This window comes from Pseudomonas sp. MT3 (genome assembly GCF_054720805.1).
In genome coordinates this window covers 77860-96696 of record NZ_JBTVPY010000009.1, presented here as the reverse complement: position 1 = coordinate 96696, position 18837 = coordinate 77860, and the positions used below count along the sequence as shown (strand labels likewise).

The 18837-nt window shown below is 67.6% G+C and carries 20 protein-coding genes; 11 read left to right on the top strand and 9 right to left on the bottom strand.

From position 1 onward, the window contains the following. Positions 1–3: 3 nt before the first annotated feature. Entirely contained in the window at positions 4–1008 is a 1005-nt protein-coding gene (gene gap / locus ACYCAX_RS11255; protein WP_460248012.1) for a type I glyceraldehyde-3-phosphate dehydrogenase, read from the top strand. Positions 1009–1190: 182 nt separating this feature from the next. Next, the gene (locus tag ACYCAX_RS11250) at positions 1191–1970 is read left to right on the top strand and encodes a hypothetical protein (RefSeq protein ID WP_294974013.1); all 780 of its coding nucleotides are present in this window, start codon (positions 1191–1193) and stop codon (positions 1968–1970) included. Positions 1971–2042: 72 nt separating this feature from the next. Here the strand turns inward: ACYCAX_RS11250 and bglX are convergent, their stop codons facing one another. The 7 genes from bglX to ACYCAX_RS11215 form a co-directional block, all read right to left on the bottom strand. Then, complete coding sequence (bglX, locus tag ACYCAX_RS11245) at positions 2043–4328, bottom strand: beta-glucosidase BglX (RefSeq protein WP_460248096.1); 2286 nt, start codon at positions 4326–4328, stop codon at positions 2043–2045. A 217-nt stretch (positions 4329–4545) separates the two neighbouring features. Continuing rightward, a complete protein-coding gene (gene scpB, locus ACYCAX_RS11240; RefSeq protein WP_460248011.1) occupies positions 4546–5583 on the bottom strand; it encodes an SMC-Scp complex subunit ScpB in 1038 nt (345 codons plus the stop codon). Between the two features lie 16 nt (positions 5584–5599). Beyond that, on the bottom strand, positions 5600–6112 hold the full coding sequence (locus ACYCAX_RS11235) for a GNAT family N-acetyltransferase (RefSeq protein WP_460248010.1): 513 nt from the start codon (positions 6110–6112) through the stop codon (positions 5600–5602). Further along, positions 6090–6902, bottom strand: coding sequence for a segregation and condensation protein A (locus ACYCAX_RS11230; RefSeq protein ID WP_460248095.1), 813 nt, complete (start codon positions 6900–6902; stop codon positions 6090–6092). The genes ACYCAX_RS11235 and ACYCAX_RS11230 overlap by 23 nt, the downstream gene beginning before the upstream one ends. 334 nt (positions 6903–7236) lie before the next feature. Next, a complete protein-coding gene (locus ACYCAX_RS11225) occupies positions 7237–8451 on the bottom strand; it encodes a tryptophan--tRNA ligase (protein WP_460248009.1) in 1215 nt (404 codons plus the stop codon). A gap of 45 nt (positions 8452–8496) precedes the next feature. Beyond that, a complete protein-coding gene (locus ACYCAX_RS11220) occupies positions 8497–9126 on the bottom strand; it encodes an L-threonylcarbamoyladenylate synthase (RefSeq protein WP_015478112.1) in 630 nt (209 codons plus the stop codon). Next, positions 9123–9998: a PHP domain-containing protein gene (locus ACYCAX_RS11215; RefSeq protein ID WP_015478113.1), complete on the bottom strand. Its 876-nt coding sequence runs from the start codon at positions 9996–9998 to the stop codon at positions 9123–9125. The genes ACYCAX_RS11220 and ACYCAX_RS11215 overlap by 4 nt, the downstream gene beginning before the upstream one ends. A gap of 170 nt (positions 9999–10168) precedes the next feature. On the opposite strand from ACYCAX_RS11215, the gene ACYCAX_RS11210 reads away from it, so the two are divergent. The 7 genes from ACYCAX_RS11210 to ACYCAX_RS11180 all read left to right on the top strand — a co-directional run bounded on the left by ACYCAX_RS11210 (position 10169) and on the right by ACYCAX_RS11180 (position 14809). Then, positions 10169–10762, top strand: a complete 594-nt coding sequence (locus ACYCAX_RS11210; protein WP_015478114.1) for a septation protein A — start codon at positions 10169–10171, stop codon at positions 10760–10762. 1 nt (position 10763) lies between these two features. Then, positions 10764–11063, top strand: a complete 300-nt coding sequence (locus ACYCAX_RS11205; protein ID WP_015478115.1) for a YciI family protein — start codon at positions 10764–10766, stop codon at positions 11061–11063. Positions 11064–11169: 106 nt separating this feature from the next. After that, positions 11170–11598 carry a translation initiation factor 2 (IF-2, GTPase) gene (locus tag ACYCAX_RS11200; RefSeq protein ID WP_294974028.1) on the top strand — a complete coding sequence of 143 codons (429 nt, stop codon included), beginning with the start codon at positions 11170–11172 and terminating at the stop codon, positions 11596–11598. A gap of 13 nt (positions 11599–11611) precedes the next feature. After that, positions 11612–12289, top strand: coding sequence for a response regulator transcription factor (locus ACYCAX_RS11195; protein ID WP_015478117.1), 678 nt, complete (start codon positions 11612–11614; stop codon positions 12287–12289). A gap of 147 nt (positions 12290–12436) precedes the next feature. After that, entirely contained in the window at positions 12437–12895 is a 459-nt protein-coding gene (locus ACYCAX_RS11190) for a Spy/CpxP family protein refolding chaperone (RefSeq protein ID WP_015478118.1), read from the top strand. A gap of 91 nt (positions 12896–12986) precedes the next feature. Continuing rightward, positions 12987–14321, top strand: coding sequence for a sensor histidine kinase (locus ACYCAX_RS11185; RefSeq protein ID WP_015478119.1), 1335 nt, complete (start codon positions 12987–12989; stop codon positions 14319–14321). Between the two features lie 26 nt (positions 14322–14347). Then, positions 14348–14809: a hypothetical protein gene (locus tag ACYCAX_RS11180; RefSeq protein ID WP_294974036.1), complete on the top strand. Its 462-nt coding sequence runs from the start codon at positions 14348–14350 to the stop codon at positions 14807–14809. Here ACYCAX_RS11180 and ACYCAX_RS11175 read toward each other — a convergent pair. Continuing rightward, entirely contained in the window at positions 14790–15350 is a 561-nt protein-coding gene (locus tag ACYCAX_RS11175) for a nitroreductase family protein (RefSeq protein ID WP_460248008.1), read from the bottom strand. The genes ACYCAX_RS11180 and ACYCAX_RS11175 overlap by 20 nt on opposite strands. 353 nt (positions 15351–15703) lie before the next feature. On the opposite strand from ACYCAX_RS11175, the gene ACYCAX_RS11170 reads away from it, so the two are divergent. Beyond that, complete coding sequence (locus ACYCAX_RS11170) at positions 15704–17158, top strand: TrkH family potassium uptake protein (protein WP_294974042.1); 1455 nt, start codon at positions 15704–15706, stop codon at positions 17156–17158. Positions 17159–17338: 180 nt separating this feature from the next. Here ACYCAX_RS11170 and ACYCAX_RS11165 read toward each other — a convergent pair whose 3' ends face one another. After that, positions 17339–18337, bottom strand: a complete 999-nt coding sequence (locus ACYCAX_RS11165) for an AraC family transcriptional regulator (RefSeq protein WP_294974045.1) — start codon at positions 18335–18337, stop codon at positions 17339–17341. Positions 18338–18473: 136 nt separating this feature from the next. Here ACYCAX_RS11165 and ACYCAX_RS11160 point away from each other — a divergent pair, with 136 nt between their 5' ends. Next, a complete protein-coding gene (locus ACYCAX_RS11160; RefSeq protein ID WP_294974047.1) occupies positions 18474–18791 on the top strand; it encodes an Mpo1-like protein in 318 nt (105 codons plus the stop codon). The last annotated feature ends 46 nt before the right edge of the window (positions 18792–18837 follow it).

Genomic DNA, 18837 nt, shown 5'->3' with positions numbered 1-18837 from the left:
TTCATGACTATACGCCTGGCGATCAACGGGTTCGGCCGCATCGGTCGGAATATCCTCCGTGCACTCTACTCCGGCCCCTACCGCCAGCACCTGCAGGTAGTGGCGATCAACGACCTGGGCGATGCGGCGATCAACGCCCACCTGTTGCAGTACGACAGCGTGCACGGACGCTTCCCCGGCCGGGTGGAACATGACGCGGAAAGCCTCAGCGTAGAGGGCGACCGCATCGCCGTCACGGCCATCCGCAACCCGGCGGAGCTGCCCTGGAAGGCGCTGGAGGTGGACATCGTGCTGGAATGCAGCGGTCTTTTCACCGCCCGCGACAAGGCCGCCGCGCACCTTGCAGCCGGTGCGCGACAGGTGTTGATCTCGGCGCCGGGCCAGGGTGTCGACGCCACGGTGGTCTATGGCGTCAACGAACAGATCCTGCGGGCGGAGCACCGGATCGTCTCCAACGCCTCCTGCACCACCAACTGCCTGGCGCCGGTGGTCCAGGTACTGCACCGCGAGCTGGGCATAGAGCACGGACTGATGACCACCATCCATGCCTACACCAACGACCAGAACCTCTCCGACGTCTACCACAGCGATCCGTACCGGGCGCGCTCGGCCACCCAGTCGATGATCCCCACGAAAACCGGCGCCGCCGACGCGGTGGGGCTGGTGTTGCCTGAGCTGGCCGGCAAGCTGACCGGGCTGGCGGTACGGGTGCCGGTGATCAACGTGTCGCTGGTGGACCTCACGGTGCAGGTCGCCCGCGACACCAGCGCCGAGCAGGTCAATGCGTTGTTCGAACGCGCCAGCCAGGGCTCGGCGATCCTCGGCTGCAACCGCCAGCCGCTGGTCTCGGTGGACTTCAACCACGATTCGCACTCGGCGATATTCGACGCCAGCCACACCCGGGTGAGCGGCCGGCTGGTCAAGGCGATGGCCTGGTACGACAACGAGTGGGGCTTCTCCAACCGCATGCTGGATACGGCGCGGGCGATGTGGGACGCGCGGAGCTGAGACGCCTCGGCCGCCGGGGTTCGCGAGCAAGCTCGCTCCTAGAAGGGTGGAGCGTTTGTTCTTCGTAGGAGCGAGCTTGCTCGCGAACAGCCAGCGCACAATCAATAGCCACGGCGCATAACGCTTCGCGCGATGCCTCCGACGAACTAGAATCCGCCGGTCCACCTGCATCCGCCATCCCCATGCTCGCCCTCAAGCTCACCCTGGTTCCGCTGTTCCTGTTGCTGGTTTCGCTCTGCGGACGCTGGTGGGGCCCCGCCGTCGCCGGCTGCCTCGCCGCCCTGCCCGCCATTACGGGACCGATCCTCTACCTGATCACCGTGGAGCATGGCCGCGATTTCGGTGCCCGGGCCGCACTGCTGGCGCTGGCGGCGATCTTCGCTTCGGAAGCGTTCAACTTCGCCTATGCCTGGATCTGCCGGCGCCACGCGTGGCCGCTGGCGCTGGGCGGCGCGCTGCTGGCCTGGCTGGTCGCCGCCTGGGGGCTGACGCAGCTACCCGCCCTGCCCATCTGGGCATTGATGGCTGCGGCGCTGGGAGCACTGACCAGCCAACTGTTCATGCCGCGTGCCGAACTGCCGGCAGCCGTCTCGCCGGTAGGACGCCTCGAACTGGGGTTGCGCATGTTCGCGGGCGCCTTACTGACCCTGGCCGTCACCGCCCTCGCCGGCTGGGCCGGGCCGAGCTGGAGCGGCCTGCTGGCGGTGTTCCCGCTGCTCTCCATCGTGCTCTGCGTGTCGTCGCAGCGGCTGCATGGCGCGGGCTTCGTCATCGCCCTGCTGCGCGGCATGGTCACCGGGCGCCCGGCCTTCGCGGCATTCTGCCTGTGGCTGGCGCTGCGCCTGCCGGACAGCGAGGCACTGCCGTGCTTCGCCGAAGCGGCGCTGCTGGCCGTGCTGGTACAGGGAGCCGTGCGCTGGCTGATCGGGCTGCGCAGCCGAAGGCTGGCGAAAGCCGCCTGAAACGCTGCCCGAAATGAACAACGCCACGGCTGATCCAGCCGTGGCGTTTTCGTTTGCGGCAGCGAGTGACGCTTAGAGCAGCGTGAAGCTCTGCTCCTTCACGTTGTCCGAATCCAGGCCGACGTAGACCTTGAACTCGCCCGGCTCCGAGGCGTAGCGCAGTTGGCTGTCGTAGAAGCGCAGGTCTTCCTCGCGGATCGGGAACTGCACCACCTTCGACTCGCCCGGCTGCAGCAGGATCTTGCTGAAACCCTTGAGTTCCTTGACCGGGCGGCTGATGGACGCGGCGACGTCGCGCAGGTAGAGCTGCACGGTGGTCTCGCCGGCGACCTTGCCGGTGTTCTTCACGGTCACGCTGGCGGTCAGCTGGTCACCCTTCTTCAGCTTGCTGCCCGACATCTTCACGTCCGAGACGCTGAAGTCGGTGTAGCTCAGGCCGTAGCCGAAGGGGTACAGCGGGCCGTTCTGCGAGTCGAAGTAGCGCGAGGTGTACTTGTTCGGGTGCTCGTGGTCGAACGGGCGGCCGGTGTTCAGGTGGTTGTAGTAGATCGGTACCTGGCCCACCGAGCGCGGGAAGGTCATGCTCAGCTTGCCCGCCGGGTTGTAGTCGCCGAACAGCACGTCGGCGATGGCGTTGCCGCCCTCGGTGCCGCTGAACCAGGTTTCCAGGATGGCATCGGCGTTGGCGCTTTCCCAGCGCAGGTCCAAGGGCCGGCCGTTCATCAGCACCAGCACCAGCGGCTTGCCGGTGGCCTTGAGAGCCTTGAGCAGTTCGATCTGGCTCTGCGCGATGTGCAGGTTGGTCTTGCTCGACGCCTCGTGGGCCATGCCCTGGGCCTCGCCGACCACGGCCACCACCACGTCGGCCTGCTGCGCCTTGGCCACGGCCTCGTCGATCATCGACTTCGGGCTGCGCGAGTCGACGCTGACGTCCTCGCTGTACTCGTTGAGGTACTTGATGATCTCCGCATCGTCGGTGACGTTGGCGCCCTTGGCATAGAGCAGCGCAGCCTTGCCACGGGTCGCCGTGCCCATGCCTTCGAGCACGGTCACCGCCTGGAAGGCCTTGCCGGCGGCGGACCAACTGCCCATCACGTCGCGCTTGCTGTCGGCCAGCGGGCCGACCAGGGCGATCACGCCGTCACGCTTGAGCGGCAGCACGCCGTTCTGGTTCTTCAGCAGGACCATGCCCTTGCGCGCGATCTCGCGGGCGTCGGCACGGTGCAGGCGCTCCTCGGCGTCGGTGTCCACCGGGTCCTTGCCCTGCAGGTAGCGGTACGGATCCTGGAACAGGCCCATGTCCCACTTGGCGGCCAGCACGTCGCGGCAGGCGCGGTCGATCTCGGCCTGGCTGATCAGTCCGGCCTTGAGCAGTTCGGGCATGTGCCTGCCGTAGAGATCGTCGTTCATGTTCATTTCGACGCCGGCGTTGATCGCCAGGCGGGTGGCGTCGCGCTCGTTGGCGGCCACGCCGTGCTTGATCAGTTCGCCCACCGCGCCGTGGTCGCTCAGGGTCAGGCCCCTGTAGCCCCACTGGCCGCGCAGCAGGTCCTGCAGCAGCCACTGGTTGGCGGTGGCCGGCACGCCGTTGATGCTGTTCAGCGAGACCATCACCGCGCCGGCGCCGGCGTCGATGGCCGCGCGGTACGGCGGCAGGTAGTCCTGGAACATGCGCTGCAGGCTCATGTCCACGGTGTTGTAGTCGCGGCCGCCTTCGCCGGCGCCATACAGGGCGAAGTGCTTGACCCCGGCCATGATGGTTTGCGGCTGGTCCAGGCCCTTGCCCTGGTAGCCCCTGACCACCGCGGCGGCGACCTTGCTGGTCAGCCAGGCGTCTTCGCCGAAGCCTTCGGAGACACGGCCCCAGCGCGGGTCACGGGCGATGTCGACGGTGGGCGAATAGGTCAGGTTGAGACCGTCGGCGCTGGCCTCGATGGCCGCGACGCGGGCGCTGCGCTCGATGGACGCCAGGTCCCAGCTCGCCGCCAGGCCCAGGCCGATGGGGAATACGGTGCGGTGGCCGTGGACCACGTCATAGGCGAAGAACAGCGGGATCTTCAGCCGGCTCTTCATCGCCGCATCCTGCAGGTCGCGGATGCCCGGACGCACCACGGTATTGAACACCGCGCCGGTGGTGCCCTCGGCGATTTCCTTCAGCAGTACCGGCTTGGGATGGTCCGGCCCGACGCTGACCAGGCGCAACTGGCCGATCTTCTCTTCCAGCGTCATGCGCTGCATCAGGCTGTCGAGGAAGGCGTCCTTGGACTGGCCGGGCAGCGGCACGGCGGGAGCCTCGGCGGCGAGAAGCGATGCGCTGTTCAGGCCCAGCAGCAGGCCGAGCCAGCAGATGCGGCTGATTGGAGTTCTTTTCATATGGGTACTCAGCAGCCTGCGCGAGGCGCCGGGCCACTGTGGAATGTTGTAGAGGGTCGTCGAAGGGGCCGGTATTCCGGCGGCTCCCCCGGGTGGTGCCGCCGACGCCGTTCGAACGCGGCACATAAGTTCGTCGTGCCGGCAGCGGAAGTCAATCACCGAATGGCTGGAAAGCAGCGGCCATCCAGGCCAACGCCTGCACTCAATGGTCGCGATTGCGCGCGTTGAACTCCATTTCCTCGAGCATGGCTTCGCGCAGCGCACGCTCTTCGTCCCATTCGTCTTCCTCGGGAGCGGACGGCGCTGAGGTCAGCGGCGCGGTTGCTGCGGTCTCGGCATTCGTTTCGGGCTCGGCAGCCGCTTCGGCTTCACCCTGCGGCTCGACCTCCGGCAGCGCGTGAACGCCGCTGAAGTCGGCATCCACGCCGGAGTCTTCGTCGTCGCTCGGCGGGCGATCGATCAGGTCGTCGAAGTCGGTCTTCAGGCCCTGCTCCATCTCGTCCAGCTCGGCGAGCAGGCTGCGGAAGCTGGTTTCCTCCGGCTTTTCCTCCGGCGGCGCGGGCTCCGGCTCCTCGCCGGCATCGCGCAGCGCCTGGTCGGCCAGGGCCTGCAGGGACGGCGGGACGTAGTCCTCGTCGTATTCCTCGGGGCCGGGCAGGCTGACGGTGGGCGCCATGTCCTCGAGGATCGGCTGCGGCTCGGGCTCCATCAGTTTCAGCTCGGCCAGCGGCGGCAGTTCTTCCAGGCTCTTGAGGTTGAAGTAATCGAGAAAGGTCCGCGTGGTCGCCAGCATCGCCGGGCGGCCGGGCACCTCGCGGTAGCCGACGATGCGGATCCACTCGCGCTCCATCAGCGTCTTGACGATCTGGGTGTTCACCGCGACGCCACGGATTTCCTCGATCTCGCCACGGGTGATCGGCTGGCGGTAGGCGATCAGCGCCAGGGTCTCCAGCAGGGCACGGGAATAGCGCTGCGGGCGCTCCTCCCACAGGCGGCCGACCCAGGGAGCGAGCTTCTCGCGCACCTGCAGGCGGTAGCCGGTGGCCACTTCCTTCAGCTCGAAGGCACGCCCCGCGCAGGACAGCGACAGCACCGCCAGCGCATCGCGAAACTGTTGCGGCTCCGGCCGCTCGGCCTCTTCGAACAGCTCGCCGAGGCGCTCCAGCGACAGCGGCTTGCCAGCCGCCAGGAGGATGCCTTCGAGCAGGGTCGCCAGTTCTTTGGGGTCGGACAGGTTCATCGAGTCGCTCAGTGGGTCAGCCGAAACGGGTGAAGGCCGGGTGGTACGCCACTTCGCCGCGCACCGCCTGTGCCGCCGGGGTCAGGCGCAGGCACTGGCAGTACTGGGCGGGAGTGCCGGGGAATACCAGGGTGTCGTCGGCGATGAAGCCGAAACGCGAATAATAAGCCGGATCGCCCACCAGCACACAGCCGGCCACGCCGTCGGCGCGCAGCTGCAACAGGCAGGCCCTGGCCAGCGCGCTGCCGATGCCGGCCTTCTGCCGCGCCGGCAACACCGCCAGCGGGCCCAGGCCCAGCCAGCCGATGGATTCGCCGTCGATGGTCACCGGCGAGGCGGCCAGGTAACCGACCACGTCGCCGGCCTCCTCGGCCACCAGCGCGAGGCTGAGGGCCCCGTCCTCGCGCAGGGACTGCACCAGCAGGTGCTCGGTCTGCCGGCTGTGCGGATGGTCGGCGAAGGCCGCGCGCAACAGGGCGTCGATGGCGGCGTGGTCGCCGGGTTGTTCAGAGCGAATCTTCAAGGTCATCGAAAGTCGGCTCCGCAGGCGCGGCCTCCTCGGGCTCGAAGGCCCCCTCGCCTTCCTCCTGTGCGGCTTCGGCGGACGGGGCGCCTTCCGTGGTCTCGGTCCGGGCGCGCACGTGGATCGGCGCGAAGGCGGCGTTCTGTACCAGCTCCACCAGTTGCTCCTTCACCAGTTCGAGCACGGCCATGAAGGTCACCACCACGCCGAGCTTGCCCTCCTCGACGCGGAACAGGCTGACGAAAGGCACGAAGCCCTCGCCCTTGAGGCGCTCGAGGATTTCGCTCATGCGCTCGCGGGTGGAGAGCATTTCGCGGGTGACCTGGTGACTCTCGAACAGGTCGGCGCGGCGCAACACTTCGGCCATGCACAGCATCAGCTCCTGCATGTCGACGTCGGGCAGCAGCTTGCGCGCCCGCGCGTCCGGCGCGGCAACGCTGGGCAGGATGATGTCGCGGCCCAGGCGCGGCAGGGTGTCGAGATCCTCGGCGGCCTTCTTGAAGCGCTCGTACTCCTGCAGGCGGCGGATCAGCTCGGCGCGCGGGTCTTCCTCTTCTTCCTCGGCCTCGGCCGAGCGCGGCAGCAGCATGCGCGACTTGATCTCGGCAAGCATGGCGGCCATCACCAGGTATTCGGCGGCCAGCTCCAGGCGCACCGACTTCATCAGCTCGACGTAGCCCATGTACTGGCGGGTGATCTCCGCCACCGGGATGTCGAGGATGTTGATGTTCTGCTTGCGGATCAGGTAGAGCAGCAGGTCGAGCGGGCCTTCGAAGGCTTCGAGGAAGACTTCCAGGGCGTCCGGCGGGATGTACAGGTCCTGCGGCAGCTCGGTCAGGGCCTCGCCGTAGACCAGCGCCAACTGTACCGGGGCCCGGTATTCGGTGGCGCTGGACGGATCGTCCGGCTCGGTCAGGTCACTCATCGGCCACTCGTCAGGCTCTGGGGGATATGGGCGGCATTATCCCTGCTTTTACCCCTCGTGGGTGGGGGAAATGGCTCAAGGGATGGGCGGTGTCAAATCACGTCGCGCGGCGGTGGGCATTCCTGTAGGAGCGAGCTTGCTCGCGAACCAGGCTCCGCAGCGGGGGCTTGTTCGCGAGCAAGCTCGCTCCTACGAAAAGCGTTTATCAGCGGTAGGACAATCCCATGGCATGCCGCACCTCCACCAGCGTCTCGCGGGCGGTTTCGCGGGCGTGCTCGGCACCCTCGGCGAGGATGCTGCGCACCAGCTCCGGGTTGTCCTCGTAGTCCAGCGCGCGTTCCTGGATCGGCGCCAGTTCCTGCTGGATCGCCTCGATCAGCGGCCGCTTGCAGTCCAGGCAGCCGATGCCGGCGCTGCGGCAGCCCTCCTGCACCCACTGCCGACAGCCGTCGTCGGAGTAGATCAGGTGCCACTGCCACACCGGGCAAAGGTCCGGATTGCCGGGATCGTTGCGGTGCACCCGCGCAGGGTCCGTGGGCATCCGCGCGATCTTTTCTTCCACCTCCGCCGGGCTGTCGCGCAGGGCGATGGTGTTGCCGTGGGACTTGGACATCTTGTGGCCATCCAGCCCCGGCATCTTCGGCGCCTGGCTGACCAGGGTCTGAGGCTCGGGCAGCAGCAGCCGGCTGCTGCCTTCGAGGTAGCCCAGCAGCCGCTCGCGGTCGCCCAGGGTCAGGCTCTGCTGCTCCTTGAGCAGGGCCTGCGCGGTTTCCAGTGCCTCGGCGTCGCCCTGCTCCTGCCAGGTGCGGCGCAGGCTGGAGTAGAGTTTGCCGGTCTTCTTGCCCAGGCGGCCGATGGCGGTCTGCACCCGTTCCTCGAAATCGTCTTCGCCGCCGTAGAGATGGTTGAAGCGACGGGCGATCTCGCGGCTGAACTCGACGTGGGCGAACTGATCGGAACCCACCGGCACCCAGCCGGCGCGGTAGATCAGGATGTCCGCCGCCTGCAGCAGCGGATAGCCGAGGAAGCCGTAGGTGGAGAGGTCCTTGTGGCTGAGCTTTTCCTGCAACTCCTTGTAGGTCGGCACCCGCTCCAGCCAGGACAGCGGACAGATCATCGACAGCAGCAGGTGCAATTCGGCGTGCTCGGGTACCTGGGACTGGATGAACAGGGTCGCCGCGCTGGGGCTGATGCCCACGGCCAGCCAGTCGATGGCCATGTCGCGCACATGCCGGCGGATGCCCTCGGTCTCGTCGTACTCGGTGGTCAGGGCATGCCAGTCGACGATGGAAAAGAAACACTCGTATTCGTGCTGCAGCTTTACCCAGTTCTGCAACACGCCGTGGTAATGCCCCAGGTGCAGGCGCCCGGTGGGGCGCATGCCGGACAGCACGCGGCGCTGGGAATCGACGCTGGCCAAAGATCAACCTCGTGGAATCAACGGACGAAGTGCGCAGTATAGAAGTCAGGCACCGACCATGAACGGTTCCGGGTCGCCGCAGCCGACACGCACCACCACCGGGTCCTCGTCGGTCAGGGCGATCACCGTGGAAGCCTCACCGCCGCCGTAGCCGCCGTCGATGATCAGGTCCACCTGATGCTCCAGCAGGTCGCGCATCTCGTACGGGTCGTTCAGCGGCTCGGTCTGCCCCGGCAGGATCAGGCTGACGCTCATCAACGGCTCGCCCAGTTCCTCCAGCAGGGCCAGGGCTATGGGGCAGCTCGGCACGCGCAGGCCGATGGTGCGGCGCTTGGGGTGCAGCAACATGCGCGGCACTTCGCGGGTGGCGTTGAGGATGAAGGTGTATGGCCCCGGCGTGTGCGCCTTGAGCAGGCGGAACAGGCCGGTGTCGACCTTGGCGTAGAGCCCAAGCTCGGAGAGGTCGCGGCAGACCAGGGTGAAGTTGTGCTTGTCGTCCAGCCGGCGGATGCGGCGGATGCGCTCCACCGCCGACTTTTCGCCGATGCGGCAACCCAGCGCGTAGGAGGAATCGGTGGGATAGGCGATCACGCCGCCCTGCCGGACGATCTCCACCGCCTGTTTGATCAGGCGCGACTGGGGGTTTTCCGGGTGGACCTGGAAGAACTGGCTCATTGAGTCTCCTTGTTCCCTATGGCGTTGTCCGCAGAGGCGAAACGCGGCCAGAGCGGCGGCAGGTCCTCCGGCACCGCGCGGTACAGGCCCAGTTCGGACCAGTCGCTGGGACCGTGGAAATCGCTGCCGGCGGTGACCATCAGGCCGAACTCGCGGGCGAGGATGCTGAGCACGCCGACCTGCTCCGCCGGTTGCGGCCCATTGACCACCTCGATGGCATGGCCGCCGGCGGCGATGAAGTCAGCGACCAGCTTGCGCCGCTTGGTACGCGTGAAATCGTATTGGCAGGGGTGCGCCAGGCTGATCCAGGCGCCGGCGCCGCGCAGGCTGCCGAGCGCATCGGCAAGGGCCGGCCAGTGCTGCTTGACGTCCCCCAGCTTGCCGGCGCCCAGCCACTTGCGGAAGGCTTCGGCGCGATCCTTGACGTAGCCCTGGCGCAGCAGGAATTCGGCGAAGTGCGGACGCGCCGGGGCGTTCTCGCTGTCGCCCAGCTCGCGCTGCACCGCCCGCGCGCCCTCGAAGGCGCCGGGCATGCCCTTGGCCTCCAGGCGCCGGCCGATCTCCTCGGCGCGGGTCCAGCGGGCGCGGTGCAGGTCGTGGAGGGCCTTGACCAGCGACTCGGCGCGCGGATCGAAGCCATAGCCCAGCACGTGGATGGTGGCGCCGCCCCAGGTGCAGGACAGCTCCACCCCATCGACCAGTTCCATACCCAACCGACGTGCGGCTTCGCGGGCCTCGGGGAGGCCGTCGAGGGTGTCGTGGTCGGTCAGCGCCAGCACGCGCACGCCGCGTCCGTGGGCACGCTCGACCAGGGCCGTCGGGCTGAGGAGTCCGTCGGACGCGGTGCTGTGGCAGTGCAGGTCGACTCGCATGCAGGGCTTCCGTAGGCTGGGGACGGCTTATTTCTGTATAGACGCTTATGTGCGCCCGCTCTCACGGTAATCGGTTGAAACCATGACCGGGCACAGCGTTGGGCGGATGAGGCTTTCAGTTCACCGGCAGGTTGGTATTATGCCGGCTCTACCAGGCTCTGGCTGCCGTAATGAAGCAATTCATCGATTTCATCCCCCTCATTCTGTTCTTCATCGTCTACAAGCTCGATCCGCGCAACGTCGAACTGGCCGGCCAGAGCTTCTCGGTCGGCGGCATCTACAGTGCCACCGCCATGCTGATCGCCGCGTCCGTGGTGGTCTACGGCGCCCTGCTGATCAAGCAGCGCAAGCTGGACAAGGGCCAGTGGGTCACCCTCGCCGCCTGCCTGCTGTTCGGCGGCATGACCCTGGCCTTCCATAGCGAAACCTTCCTCAAGTGGAAGGCGCCCGTGGTGAACTGGCTGTTCGCCCTGGCCTTCGCCGGCAGTCACTTCATCGGTGGCCAGCCGCTGATCCAGCGGATCATGGGCCACGCGGTGCACCTCTCCGAGTCCCTCTGGGCGAAGCTGAACGTCGCCTGGGTGCTGTTCTTCCTGATCTGCGGCTGTGTCCAGCTGTTCGTCGCCTTCACCTTCCAGAGCATCTGGGTGGACTTCAAGGTGTTCGGCAGCCTGGGCATGACCCTGCTGTTCCTGATCGGCCAGGGCGTGTTCCTGGCCCGCCACATGCACGATGAACCTACCGGCGAAAAACCCAAGGACTGACATGCTCTACGCGATCATTGCCCGTGACATCACCGCTTCCCAAGAACGCCGCCTGGCCACTCGCCCCGCGCACATCGCCCGCCTGGAGCAACTGAAGGAAGAAGGCCGCCTGGTGCTGGCCGGCCCGCACCCGGCCATCGACAGCAACGACCCGGGCGCCGCCGGCTTCACCGGCAGCCTGATCGTCGCCGAGTTCGAGTCCCTGGCCGCAGCGCAGGCCTGGGCCGACGCCGACCCGTACCGCGCCGCCGGCGTCTACGCCGAGGTCGTGGTCAAGCCCTTCAAGAAAGTCCTGCCCTAACCCGCTCGAACGTTGTACCCCGCGGCACGGAACGCCACGGGGGTTCGCAGCCGGACACCGCCGGGATGGCCGTGGACGGCGGACCATCATCGAACAAGGAGTCCCGATGCGCCGTCTGCCCCTGCTGGTCTGCCTCACCCTGCCCCTGGCCGTCCAGGCCGAACAACCCGCTCCGGAACAGCCTCCGGCCGCCGCTGTCGAACCCATCGATAGCGCGAGCGCCGACGCCCGCGGCGACCTCGAACGCCGCCTGGCCGAGAGCGAACAGCAACGCCAGGCGCTGGCCGCCCAACTGGCCGCCCAATCCGCAGATCGGGACAACCGCCGGGACGAAGCCGTCATCGGCCGCCTGCGCCAGGAGAACCAGCGCCTGAAGCTGCAACTGCGCGAGGCCCAGTCACAACAGCCGCCACGCCTGCTGTCCGAACAGCAGACCTGGTACGTCACCGGCGGCGGCACCGCCCTGCTGGCCTTCGCCCTCGGCGCGCTGAGCCGTGGCAGCCGCCGCCGGCAACGTCGCGAATGGATCAACTGAAAGATACCTTTTCATGAGTGAACTGCTGCTGATCGACGACGACCGCGAGCTTTGCGAGCTGCTCGGCACCTGGCTGGTCCAGGAAGGCTTCAGCATCCGAGCCGCCCACGACGGTGCACAGGCCCGCGCCGCGCTGGCCAGCCGCGCCCCTGACGCGGTCGTGCTCGACGTGATGCTGCCCGACGGCAGCGGGCTGGAACTGCTCAAGCAATTGCGCGGCGAACACCCTGACCTGCCGGTGCTGATGCTCTCCGCCCGCGGCGAGCCGCTGGACCGCATCCTCGGCCTGGAGCTGGGCGCCGACGACTACCTGGCCAAACCCTGCGACCCCCGCGAACTCACCGCCCGCCTGCGCGCCGTGCTGCGCCGCAGCCACCCGGCGCAACCCAGCGCGCAGCTGGAGCTGGGCGACCTGGCGCTGAACCTGTCGCGCGGCGTGGCAAGCATCGGCACGCAGGAAATCAGCCTGACCCTCTCCGAGAGCCGCATCCTCGAAGCCCTGCTGCGCCAGCCGGGCGAACCGCTGGACAAGCAGGCCCTGGCGCAACTGGCGCTGGGTCGCAAGCTGACCCTGTACGACCGCAGCCTGGACATGCACGTCAGCAACCTGCGCAAGAAGCTCGGCGGCCACCCCGACGGCCGCCCACGCATCCTCGCCCTGCGCGGCCGCGGCTACTTCTACGCGCCCTGAAGCGCGCTGGCGGGCGCCTTCGCAAAGCGTGCGGCGCTGCTTCACGTAATCTTTACCGAAGCTTTACCTGTGACTGACGGCCCTTGACCTTGCCGCCCCTAGACTGGGCTCATCCGGTAACGACCGGTCCCTGAAAGGAGAAACACCATGCGCAAGACCCTGACCGCCCTGCTGATCGCCGCCGCCCTGCCGACCGTCGCGCTGGCGGCCACTCCCGCGCCGACCGACGCCCCGCCGCCGGCCCCGTTCATGAAAGGCCATGACCACGGCATGATGCGTGGCGAGCACCGCGGCGGCGCGTTCCGCGAACTGAACCTGACCCAGGAACAGCGCCAGCAAGTCGGCAAAGTGATGGGCGAGTCCATGAAAGATCGCCGCGCGATCACCGAAAAATACTGGAACAAGCTGCCCGAGGCCGACCGCAAGGCCATGCAGGCGGAACTCAAGGCCAACCGCGACAAGGCCGACACCAGTATCCGCGGCATCCTCACGCCCGATCAGCAGAAGAAGTTCGACGAACTGAAGAAGCAGCGCGAGCAGCGCAAGGCCGAATGGGCGGAGTTCCAGACCTGGAAGGCCCAGAAAGACGGCGCCAAGACCAACTGATCGCTCCAGCAAGCCGCAGGCGCCGGGTTATCCCGGCGTCTTGCCGTGGGGCCCCGATAATGGATAGAGCATGCGGCTGAACAGGAAGACCATGCGTTCACTCTTCTGGCGAATCCTCGCCGCCTTCTGGCTCGCCCTGCTACTGGTGGCCGGACTGTCGATCCTGCTGGGCCGCGCACTGAACCAGGACACCTGGGTCATCGCCCGCTATCCCGGACTGCATGACCTCGCCCGGCAATGGACCCAACAGTACGAAACCCGTGGTCCGGAAGCCGCACAGGCGCTGCTGGAGACCCGCCGGCGGCAATACGAACTCTCGGTGCAGGTACTCGACGAGAGCGGCCAGCGCCTGGTCAACGGCACCTACCTGCCGCGCCCGTCCCGCCCGCACGGCACCTTCGACCGGGAAAACCTGCCGCGCTTCCCCTGGCGACAGCTGAGCCAGGAATACACCAGCCCCCGTACCGACCAGACCTACCTGTTCATCTACCGCATTCCCCACCCGGCGCTGCAGGCCTGGCATCGCGGCAGCCTGCTGTGGCCGCTCAGCGCGCTGGGCATCGCCCTGGTGGTGCTGACCGTGTTCAGCCTGCTGCTGACGCTCTCCATCACCCGTCCGCTGAACCGCCTGCGCCGCGCCGTGCACGACCTCGGGCAGACCGCCTATCAACAGGACAGCCTCGCCCGCCTGTCGCGGCGCGGCGACGAACTGGGCGTGCTGGCGCGCGACTTCAACCGCATGGGCGCCCGCCTGCAGCGCCTGATCAGCAGCCAGCGCCAGTTGCTGCGCGACGTCTCCCACGAACTGCGCTCGCCGCTGGCCAGGCTGCGCATCGCCCTCGCCCTGGCCGAACGCGCCAGCCCAGAGGAACGCGCCAGCATGTGGCCGCGCCTGGAGCAGGAGTGCGATCGCCTGGAAGCCCTGATCGGCGAGATCCTCGCCCTCGCCCGCCTCGATGCCGACCCGGGCCCGGCCAGCCGGATCGCCCTGCTGCCGTTGTTCGAACGCCTGCGCGACGACGCCCAGTTGCTTTATCCGGACCAGCAGGTCCGGCTGGATGTCGCGCCGGAACTCACGCTCGACGGCTGGCCCGACATGCTCGAACGCGCCCTGGACAACCTGCTGCGCAATGCCCTGCGCTTCAACCCCGTAGAGCAGCCGCTGGAAGTCCGCGCCGAAACCGACGGCGAACGCCTGCACATCGGCGTGCGCGATCACGGTCCCGGCGCCAGCGAAGAACACCTGGCGCACCTGGGCGAACCCTTCTTCCGCGCGCCCAATCAAGGCAGCCCCGGCCACGGCCTGGGCCTGGCCATCGCCCTCCGCGCCATCGAACGCCACGGTGGCCGGCTGCGCCTGGGCAACCATCCCGAGGGCGGTTTCCTGGCCAGCGTCGACCTTCCGCTCCACCGGCCGGCCGCCTGAGCGACGCACCTTTTCGGAGTTCCCGCATGAGCCTTCCCGCCCTGCACGCCCCGCTCCCGCATCCTCCCGTGCCGCCATTCGACGCGCCGCCGGACGACCCGCAAAGCCTGGTCCTGGCGGTGGAACTGGCCCGCCTGGCCGCGCAATGGCGCGAACGCTGGCCCGGCCTGCGCCTGAACCTGCCGCAATCAGGCACCTGGCCACTGGAAAGCTGGCCCGAAGCCCTGCGCGGCGCACTGGACGCGCTGCTGCAAGCCGCCCTGCAACGACGGCCGAACGCCGCGCTGGAACTGGTACTCAGCTCAACGCGCGGGCTCTTGAGAGTGGACCTGCAGGGCCATGATCCGCAGGCGCGGGCCTGGCTGCCGGACGCCCTGCGCCCGGCTCAACGCCTCGCCGCCTGGCAGGGTGGGCGCCTGCTGTGGCGCGCCCACGGCAAGGGCTGGAGGATTCGCTTGGGGCTGCCGCTCAGCCCCGCCAGGCGCTGACGAACGCGGCCGGCTCGAGTGGCATCGGCCGGCGCAGCCCGCCCATCGGCGTGCCCAGGTAGATGAAGCCGACGATGCGCTCGCTGGCCTCGAGCCCCAATCCCTCGCGCACGACCGGATCGAACGCCATCGCGCCGGTACGCCACATCGCCCCCAGCCCCTGCGCATAGGCGGCCTGGACGATGCCATAGGCGGCGCAGCCAGCGGCCAGCCACTGCTCGATTTCCGGCACCTTGGGGTGCTCCTGCAGGCGCGCCACGGCAACCACCAGCGTCGGTGCGCGCAGCGGCATGGCGCGGGCCTTGGCCAGCACCTCCGGGGTCGCATCGGCTTGCTCCGCCTGCAGGGCGCGGGCGAACAGCTCGCCCAGGCGCGCGCGCGCATCCCCTTCCACCGTCAGGAACCGCCAGGGCCGCAGTTGGCCATGATCCGGCGCGCGCAGGGCGGCGCGGAACAGGTGGTCCAACTGTTCGGCGGACGGTGCCGGCTCACCCAGGCGAGCGTGGGACACACGGTTCTGCAACGCGTCGAGAGCCTCCATCGGCTACCTCCAGACAAACTCGAAAGCCGCCATTGTAGACGCAAAGGTTTCGCATTTGCTCGATGCCCGATGCGGTGCCAGGCCGACGTAGCGTACCGGGCGAGCCGCGCTGCCGCAGATGATGACCGCCCAAACAGAAGGACTCACGGCAATGCGCGCAGCAGACGCCACGATCCAGACACGGATGGTTGTTGGACAGGGATGCGAATGCCCCAGAGAAACCGGCGAGCGCCGGCGGGCTGCGCGAGACTCCATCCATCCCCTTGCGCGGGTGAAGAGGGCCGATTCACTCGGTTTACACTTGCCCGACGGCGGGTAGAATGGCCGGTTCACCGACACCCGAGCTTCGCCGCATGGCCCTGCCGACACTACGCACCCTTGGATTCATCATCGGCATCTTCGTGATCACCCTGGCGGTCGCCATGCTGGTGCCGATGGCCACCCTGCTCTACTACGGCCGCGGCACCGAGCTGCACCCCTACATCTGGTCCGCGATCATCACCTTCACCTGCGGGCTGGGCATGGTCATCCCCGGCCGCCCGGAGCAGGTGCACCTGCGCCCGCGGGACATGTACATGCTCACCGTGTCGAGCTGGGTGATCGTCTGCTTCTTCTCCGCCCTGCCCTTCGTGTTCGCCCGGCACATCAGCTTCACCGATGCGATCTTCGAGAGCATGTCCGGCATCACCGCCACGGGATCGACCGTGCTCAGCGGCCTGGACAAGATGTCGCCGGGCCTGCTGATCTGGCGCTCGCTGCTGCACTGGCTGGGCGGCATCGGCTTCATCGGCATGGCGGTGGCGATCCTGCCGATGCTGCGCATCGGCGGCATGCGCCTGTTCCAGACCGAATCCTCGGACCGCTCCGACAAGGTCATGCCACGCTCGCACATGGTGGCCAAGTACATCGTCGGGGTGTACATCGGCATCACCATCCTCGGCGCGCTGGCCCTGTGGTGGGCCGGCATGGGCCTGTTCGACGCGGTGAACCACGCCATGTCGGCGATCTCCACCGGCGGCTTCTCCACCTCCGACCAGTCGCTGGCCAAGTGGCACCAGCCGGCGGTGCACTGGGTGGCGGTGGTGATCATGATCCTGGGCAGCATTCCCTTCGTGCTCTACGTGGCCACCCTGCGCGGCCATCGCAAGGCGCTGATCAGGGACCACCAGGTCCACGGCTTCCTCGGCCTGCTGCTGTTCACCTGGGTGGTGATGGGCACCTGGTATTCGGTGAACTCCGATCTCTCCTGGTTCGACGCCTTCCGCATCGTCGCGGTGAACGTCACCTCGGTGGTCACCACCACCGGCTTCGCCCTGGGCGACTACAGCCTGTGGGGTCACTTCTCGATCATGCTGTTCTTCTACCTGGGTTTCATCGGCGGCTGCTCCGGCTCCACCGCCGGCGGCATCAAGATCTTCCGCTTCCAGGTCGCCTTCACCCTGCTGCGCGCCAGCCTCTACCAGTTGATCCACCCGCGCGCGGTGATCAAGCAGAGCTACAACGGCCACCGCCTGGATGAAGAAATCGTCCGCTCGATCCTGACCTTCTCGTTCTTCTTCGGCGGCACCGTCGGCGTACTGGCGCTGGGCCTGTCGTTCCTCGGCCTGGACTGGATGACCGCGCTGACCGGCGCGGCCAGCACCGTGGCTGGCGTGGGGCCGGGCATGGGACCGATCATCGGCCCATCGGGCAACTTCGCGCCGCTGCCGGACGCCGCCAAATGGCTGCTCAGCGCCGGGATGCTGTTCGGCCGGCTGGAGATCATCACCGTGCTGGTGCTGTTCACGCCGGCGTTCTGGCGGCATTGAATCTTGATGGTTCGTTGCGTCGGCTCCTCTCCTCCAGGAAGCCCCTCACCCCGGCCGCATGGCCCCCTGGAAATCCATACCCTGTAGGGGCGAGCTTGCTCGCGAACGAGCTCCCCGGCAACACCGGCGTCAAGCTGTTCGCGAGCAAGCTCGCTCCTACGAAGAGCCGGCGTCTGTCCGTCACAGCCCTTGCCGATACTCTCCCGGCGTCATCCCGAACCAGCGCCGGAACGCCCGGAAGAAATTGCTCGGCTCGGAGAACCCCAGCAGATAGGCAATCTCCAGCAGCGTCATGCATGGCGTGGCCAGGTACTGCTGGGCCAGCTCGCGGCGGGTGTCGTCGAGCAATTGCTGGTAGCTGCTGCCCTCCTCCTGCAATCGCCGCTGCAGGGTGCGCTCGGACAGGTGCAGCGCCTGCGCCACGTTCTCGCGCTTGGGCTCGCCCTGGGGCAGCAGGCGGCACAGCACCTGGCGGGTCTGGTGGCTGAAGCGGCTGCTGACGAAGCGCGCCAGGTACTCCCCGGCGAAACGGTCGTGCAGGCGCGCCAGTTCCTCGTTGGCGGTGGGCAACGGCGCGCCCATGTCCTCATGGGAGAACAGCATGGCGCAGTGCGTGTGACCGAAGCTCAGCGGCGCCTGGAACAGCTCGCGATAGGGCTCGGCATTCGGCGGCGCGTCACCGGCCAGGCGCACCTCCAGTGGGTTGATCGGACGCCCGGTGATCCAGCGCAGCATGCTGATCAGGCTGGCCAGCGAGCACTCAGCGCTCTGCCGTGGCACCGGCAGACGGTCGCCATGCACGACGATGCTGTACAGGCAGCCCTCGGGCAGACGGCGGAAGGTCAGGTCGGCGCCCTCGGCAATGATCCGCTGGTAGCGTTCCAGGCGCTCGAAGCCCTCGCCCAGGTTGCGGCTGGACATCAGCGCATAGCCCACCACCGGAAACGCCGGCGTGTGTACGCGGGCAATGTTCAGGCCGATGGCCGGGTTGCCGGACAGCTCCACCGCGCGGCTCCACAGGCGACTCATGGCGTCCTGCGGGTAGCGGGCATCGGGGTCTTCCAGGGCCGCGAAATCCAGCTGTAGCTCGGTGAACAGCGCGCGGCCGTCCAGGCCTTCCAGTTCCAGGGACTGCACGATCCCCCGCACCCAACTGGACAGGGTTGTACGCTCAGGCATGCTCGATTCTTCTGATTATGGTGATGACTCGTGCCGGCAGCGCGGCACAGCGGGATACTAAACTGGCACCCTACGTCATCCGCAAGTCCGCAGGCCCGCGCCTACACTGGGCCACCACAACAACAGGAGGTGCGCCATGAGCACCCGGACCGCCGATCGATTCCAGAGCTTCGCCGAGTTCTACCCCTATTACCTGCAGGAACACAGCAACCCGACCTGCCGCCGCCTGCACTACGTGGGCAGCCTGCTGGTGCTGTCCCTGCTCGCCTACGCCATCGCCAGCGGGCAGTGGCTGTGGCTGCTGGCCCTGCCGTTTGCGGGCTACGGCTTCGCCTGGGTCGGGCACTTCGTGTTCGAAAAGAACCGCCCGGCCACCTTCAAGTACCCGCTGTGGTCGTTCATGGGCGACTGGGTGATGCTCAAGGATGCCTTCACCGGGCGCATCCGCTTCTGAACCATCGCCAACCGGCATAAGACCTCGGCAGCGCGCGGGACGATAT

Coding starts and splice junctions, on each gene's coding strand:
- ACYCAX_RS11235 (WP_460248010.1), bottom strand. CDS start 6,112: ATGACCTTGAAGATTCGCTCTGAACAACCCGGCGACCACGCCGCCATC.
- ACYCAX_RS11250 (WP_294974013.1), top strand. CDS start 1,191: ATGCTCGCCCTCAAGCTCACCCTGGTTCCGCTGTTCCTGTTGCTGGTT.
- ACYCAX_RS11185 (WP_015478119.1), top strand. CDS start 12,987: ATGCGTTCACTCTTCTGGCGAATCCTCGCCGCCTTCTGGCTCGCCCTG.
- ACYCAX_RS11210 (WP_015478114.1), top strand. CDS start 10,169: ATGAAGCAATTCATCGATTTCATCCCCCTCATTCTGTTCTTCATCGTC.
- scpB (WP_460248011.1), bottom strand. CDS start 5,583: ATGAACCTGTCCGACCCCAAAGAACTGGCGACCCTGCTCGAAGGCATC.
- gap (WP_460248012.1), top strand. CDS start 4: ATGACTATACGCCTGGCGATCAACGGGTTCGGCCGCATCGGTCGGAAT.
- ACYCAX_RS11175 (WP_460248008.1), bottom strand. CDS start 15,350: ATGGAGGCTCTCGACGCGTTGCAGAACCGTGTGTCCCACGCTCGCCTG.
- ACYCAX_RS11180 (WP_294974036.1), top strand. CDS start 14,348: ATGAGCCTTCCCGCCCTGCACGCCCCGCTCCCGCATCCTCCCGTGCCG.
- ACYCAX_RS11170 (WP_294974042.1), top strand. CDS start 15,704: ATGGCCCTGCCGACACTACGCACCCTTGGATTCATCATCGGCATCTTC.
- ACYCAX_RS11195 (WP_015478117.1), top strand. CDS start 11,612: ATGAGTGAACTGCTGCTGATCGACGACGACCGCGAGCTTTGCGAGCTG.
- ACYCAX_RS11160 (WP_294974047.1), top strand. CDS start 18,474: ATGAGCACCCGGACCGCCGATCGATTCCAGAGCTTCGCCGAGTTCTAC.
- ACYCAX_RS11220 (WP_015478112.1), bottom strand. CDS start 9,126: ATGAGCCAGTTCTTCCAGGTCCACCCGGAAAACCCCCAGTCGCGCCTG.
- ACYCAX_RS11215 (WP_015478113.1), bottom strand. CDS start 9,998: ATGCGAGTCGACCTGCACTGCCACAGCACCGCGTCCGACGGACTCCTC.
- ACYCAX_RS11200 (WP_294974028.1), top strand. CDS start 11,170: ATGCGCCGTCTGCCCCTGCTGGTCTGCCTCACCCTGCCCCTGGCCGTC.
- ACYCAX_RS11205 (WP_015478115.1), top strand. CDS start 10,764: ATGCTCTACGCGATCATTGCCCGTGACATCACCGCTTCCCAAGAACGC.
- ACYCAX_RS11190 (WP_015478118.1), top strand. CDS start 12,437: ATGCGCAAGACCCTGACCGCCCTGCTGATCGCCGCCGCCCTGCCGACC.
- ACYCAX_RS11165 (WP_294974045.1), bottom strand. CDS start 18,337: ATGCCTGAGCGTACAACCCTGTCCAGTTGGGTGCGGGGGATCGTGCAG.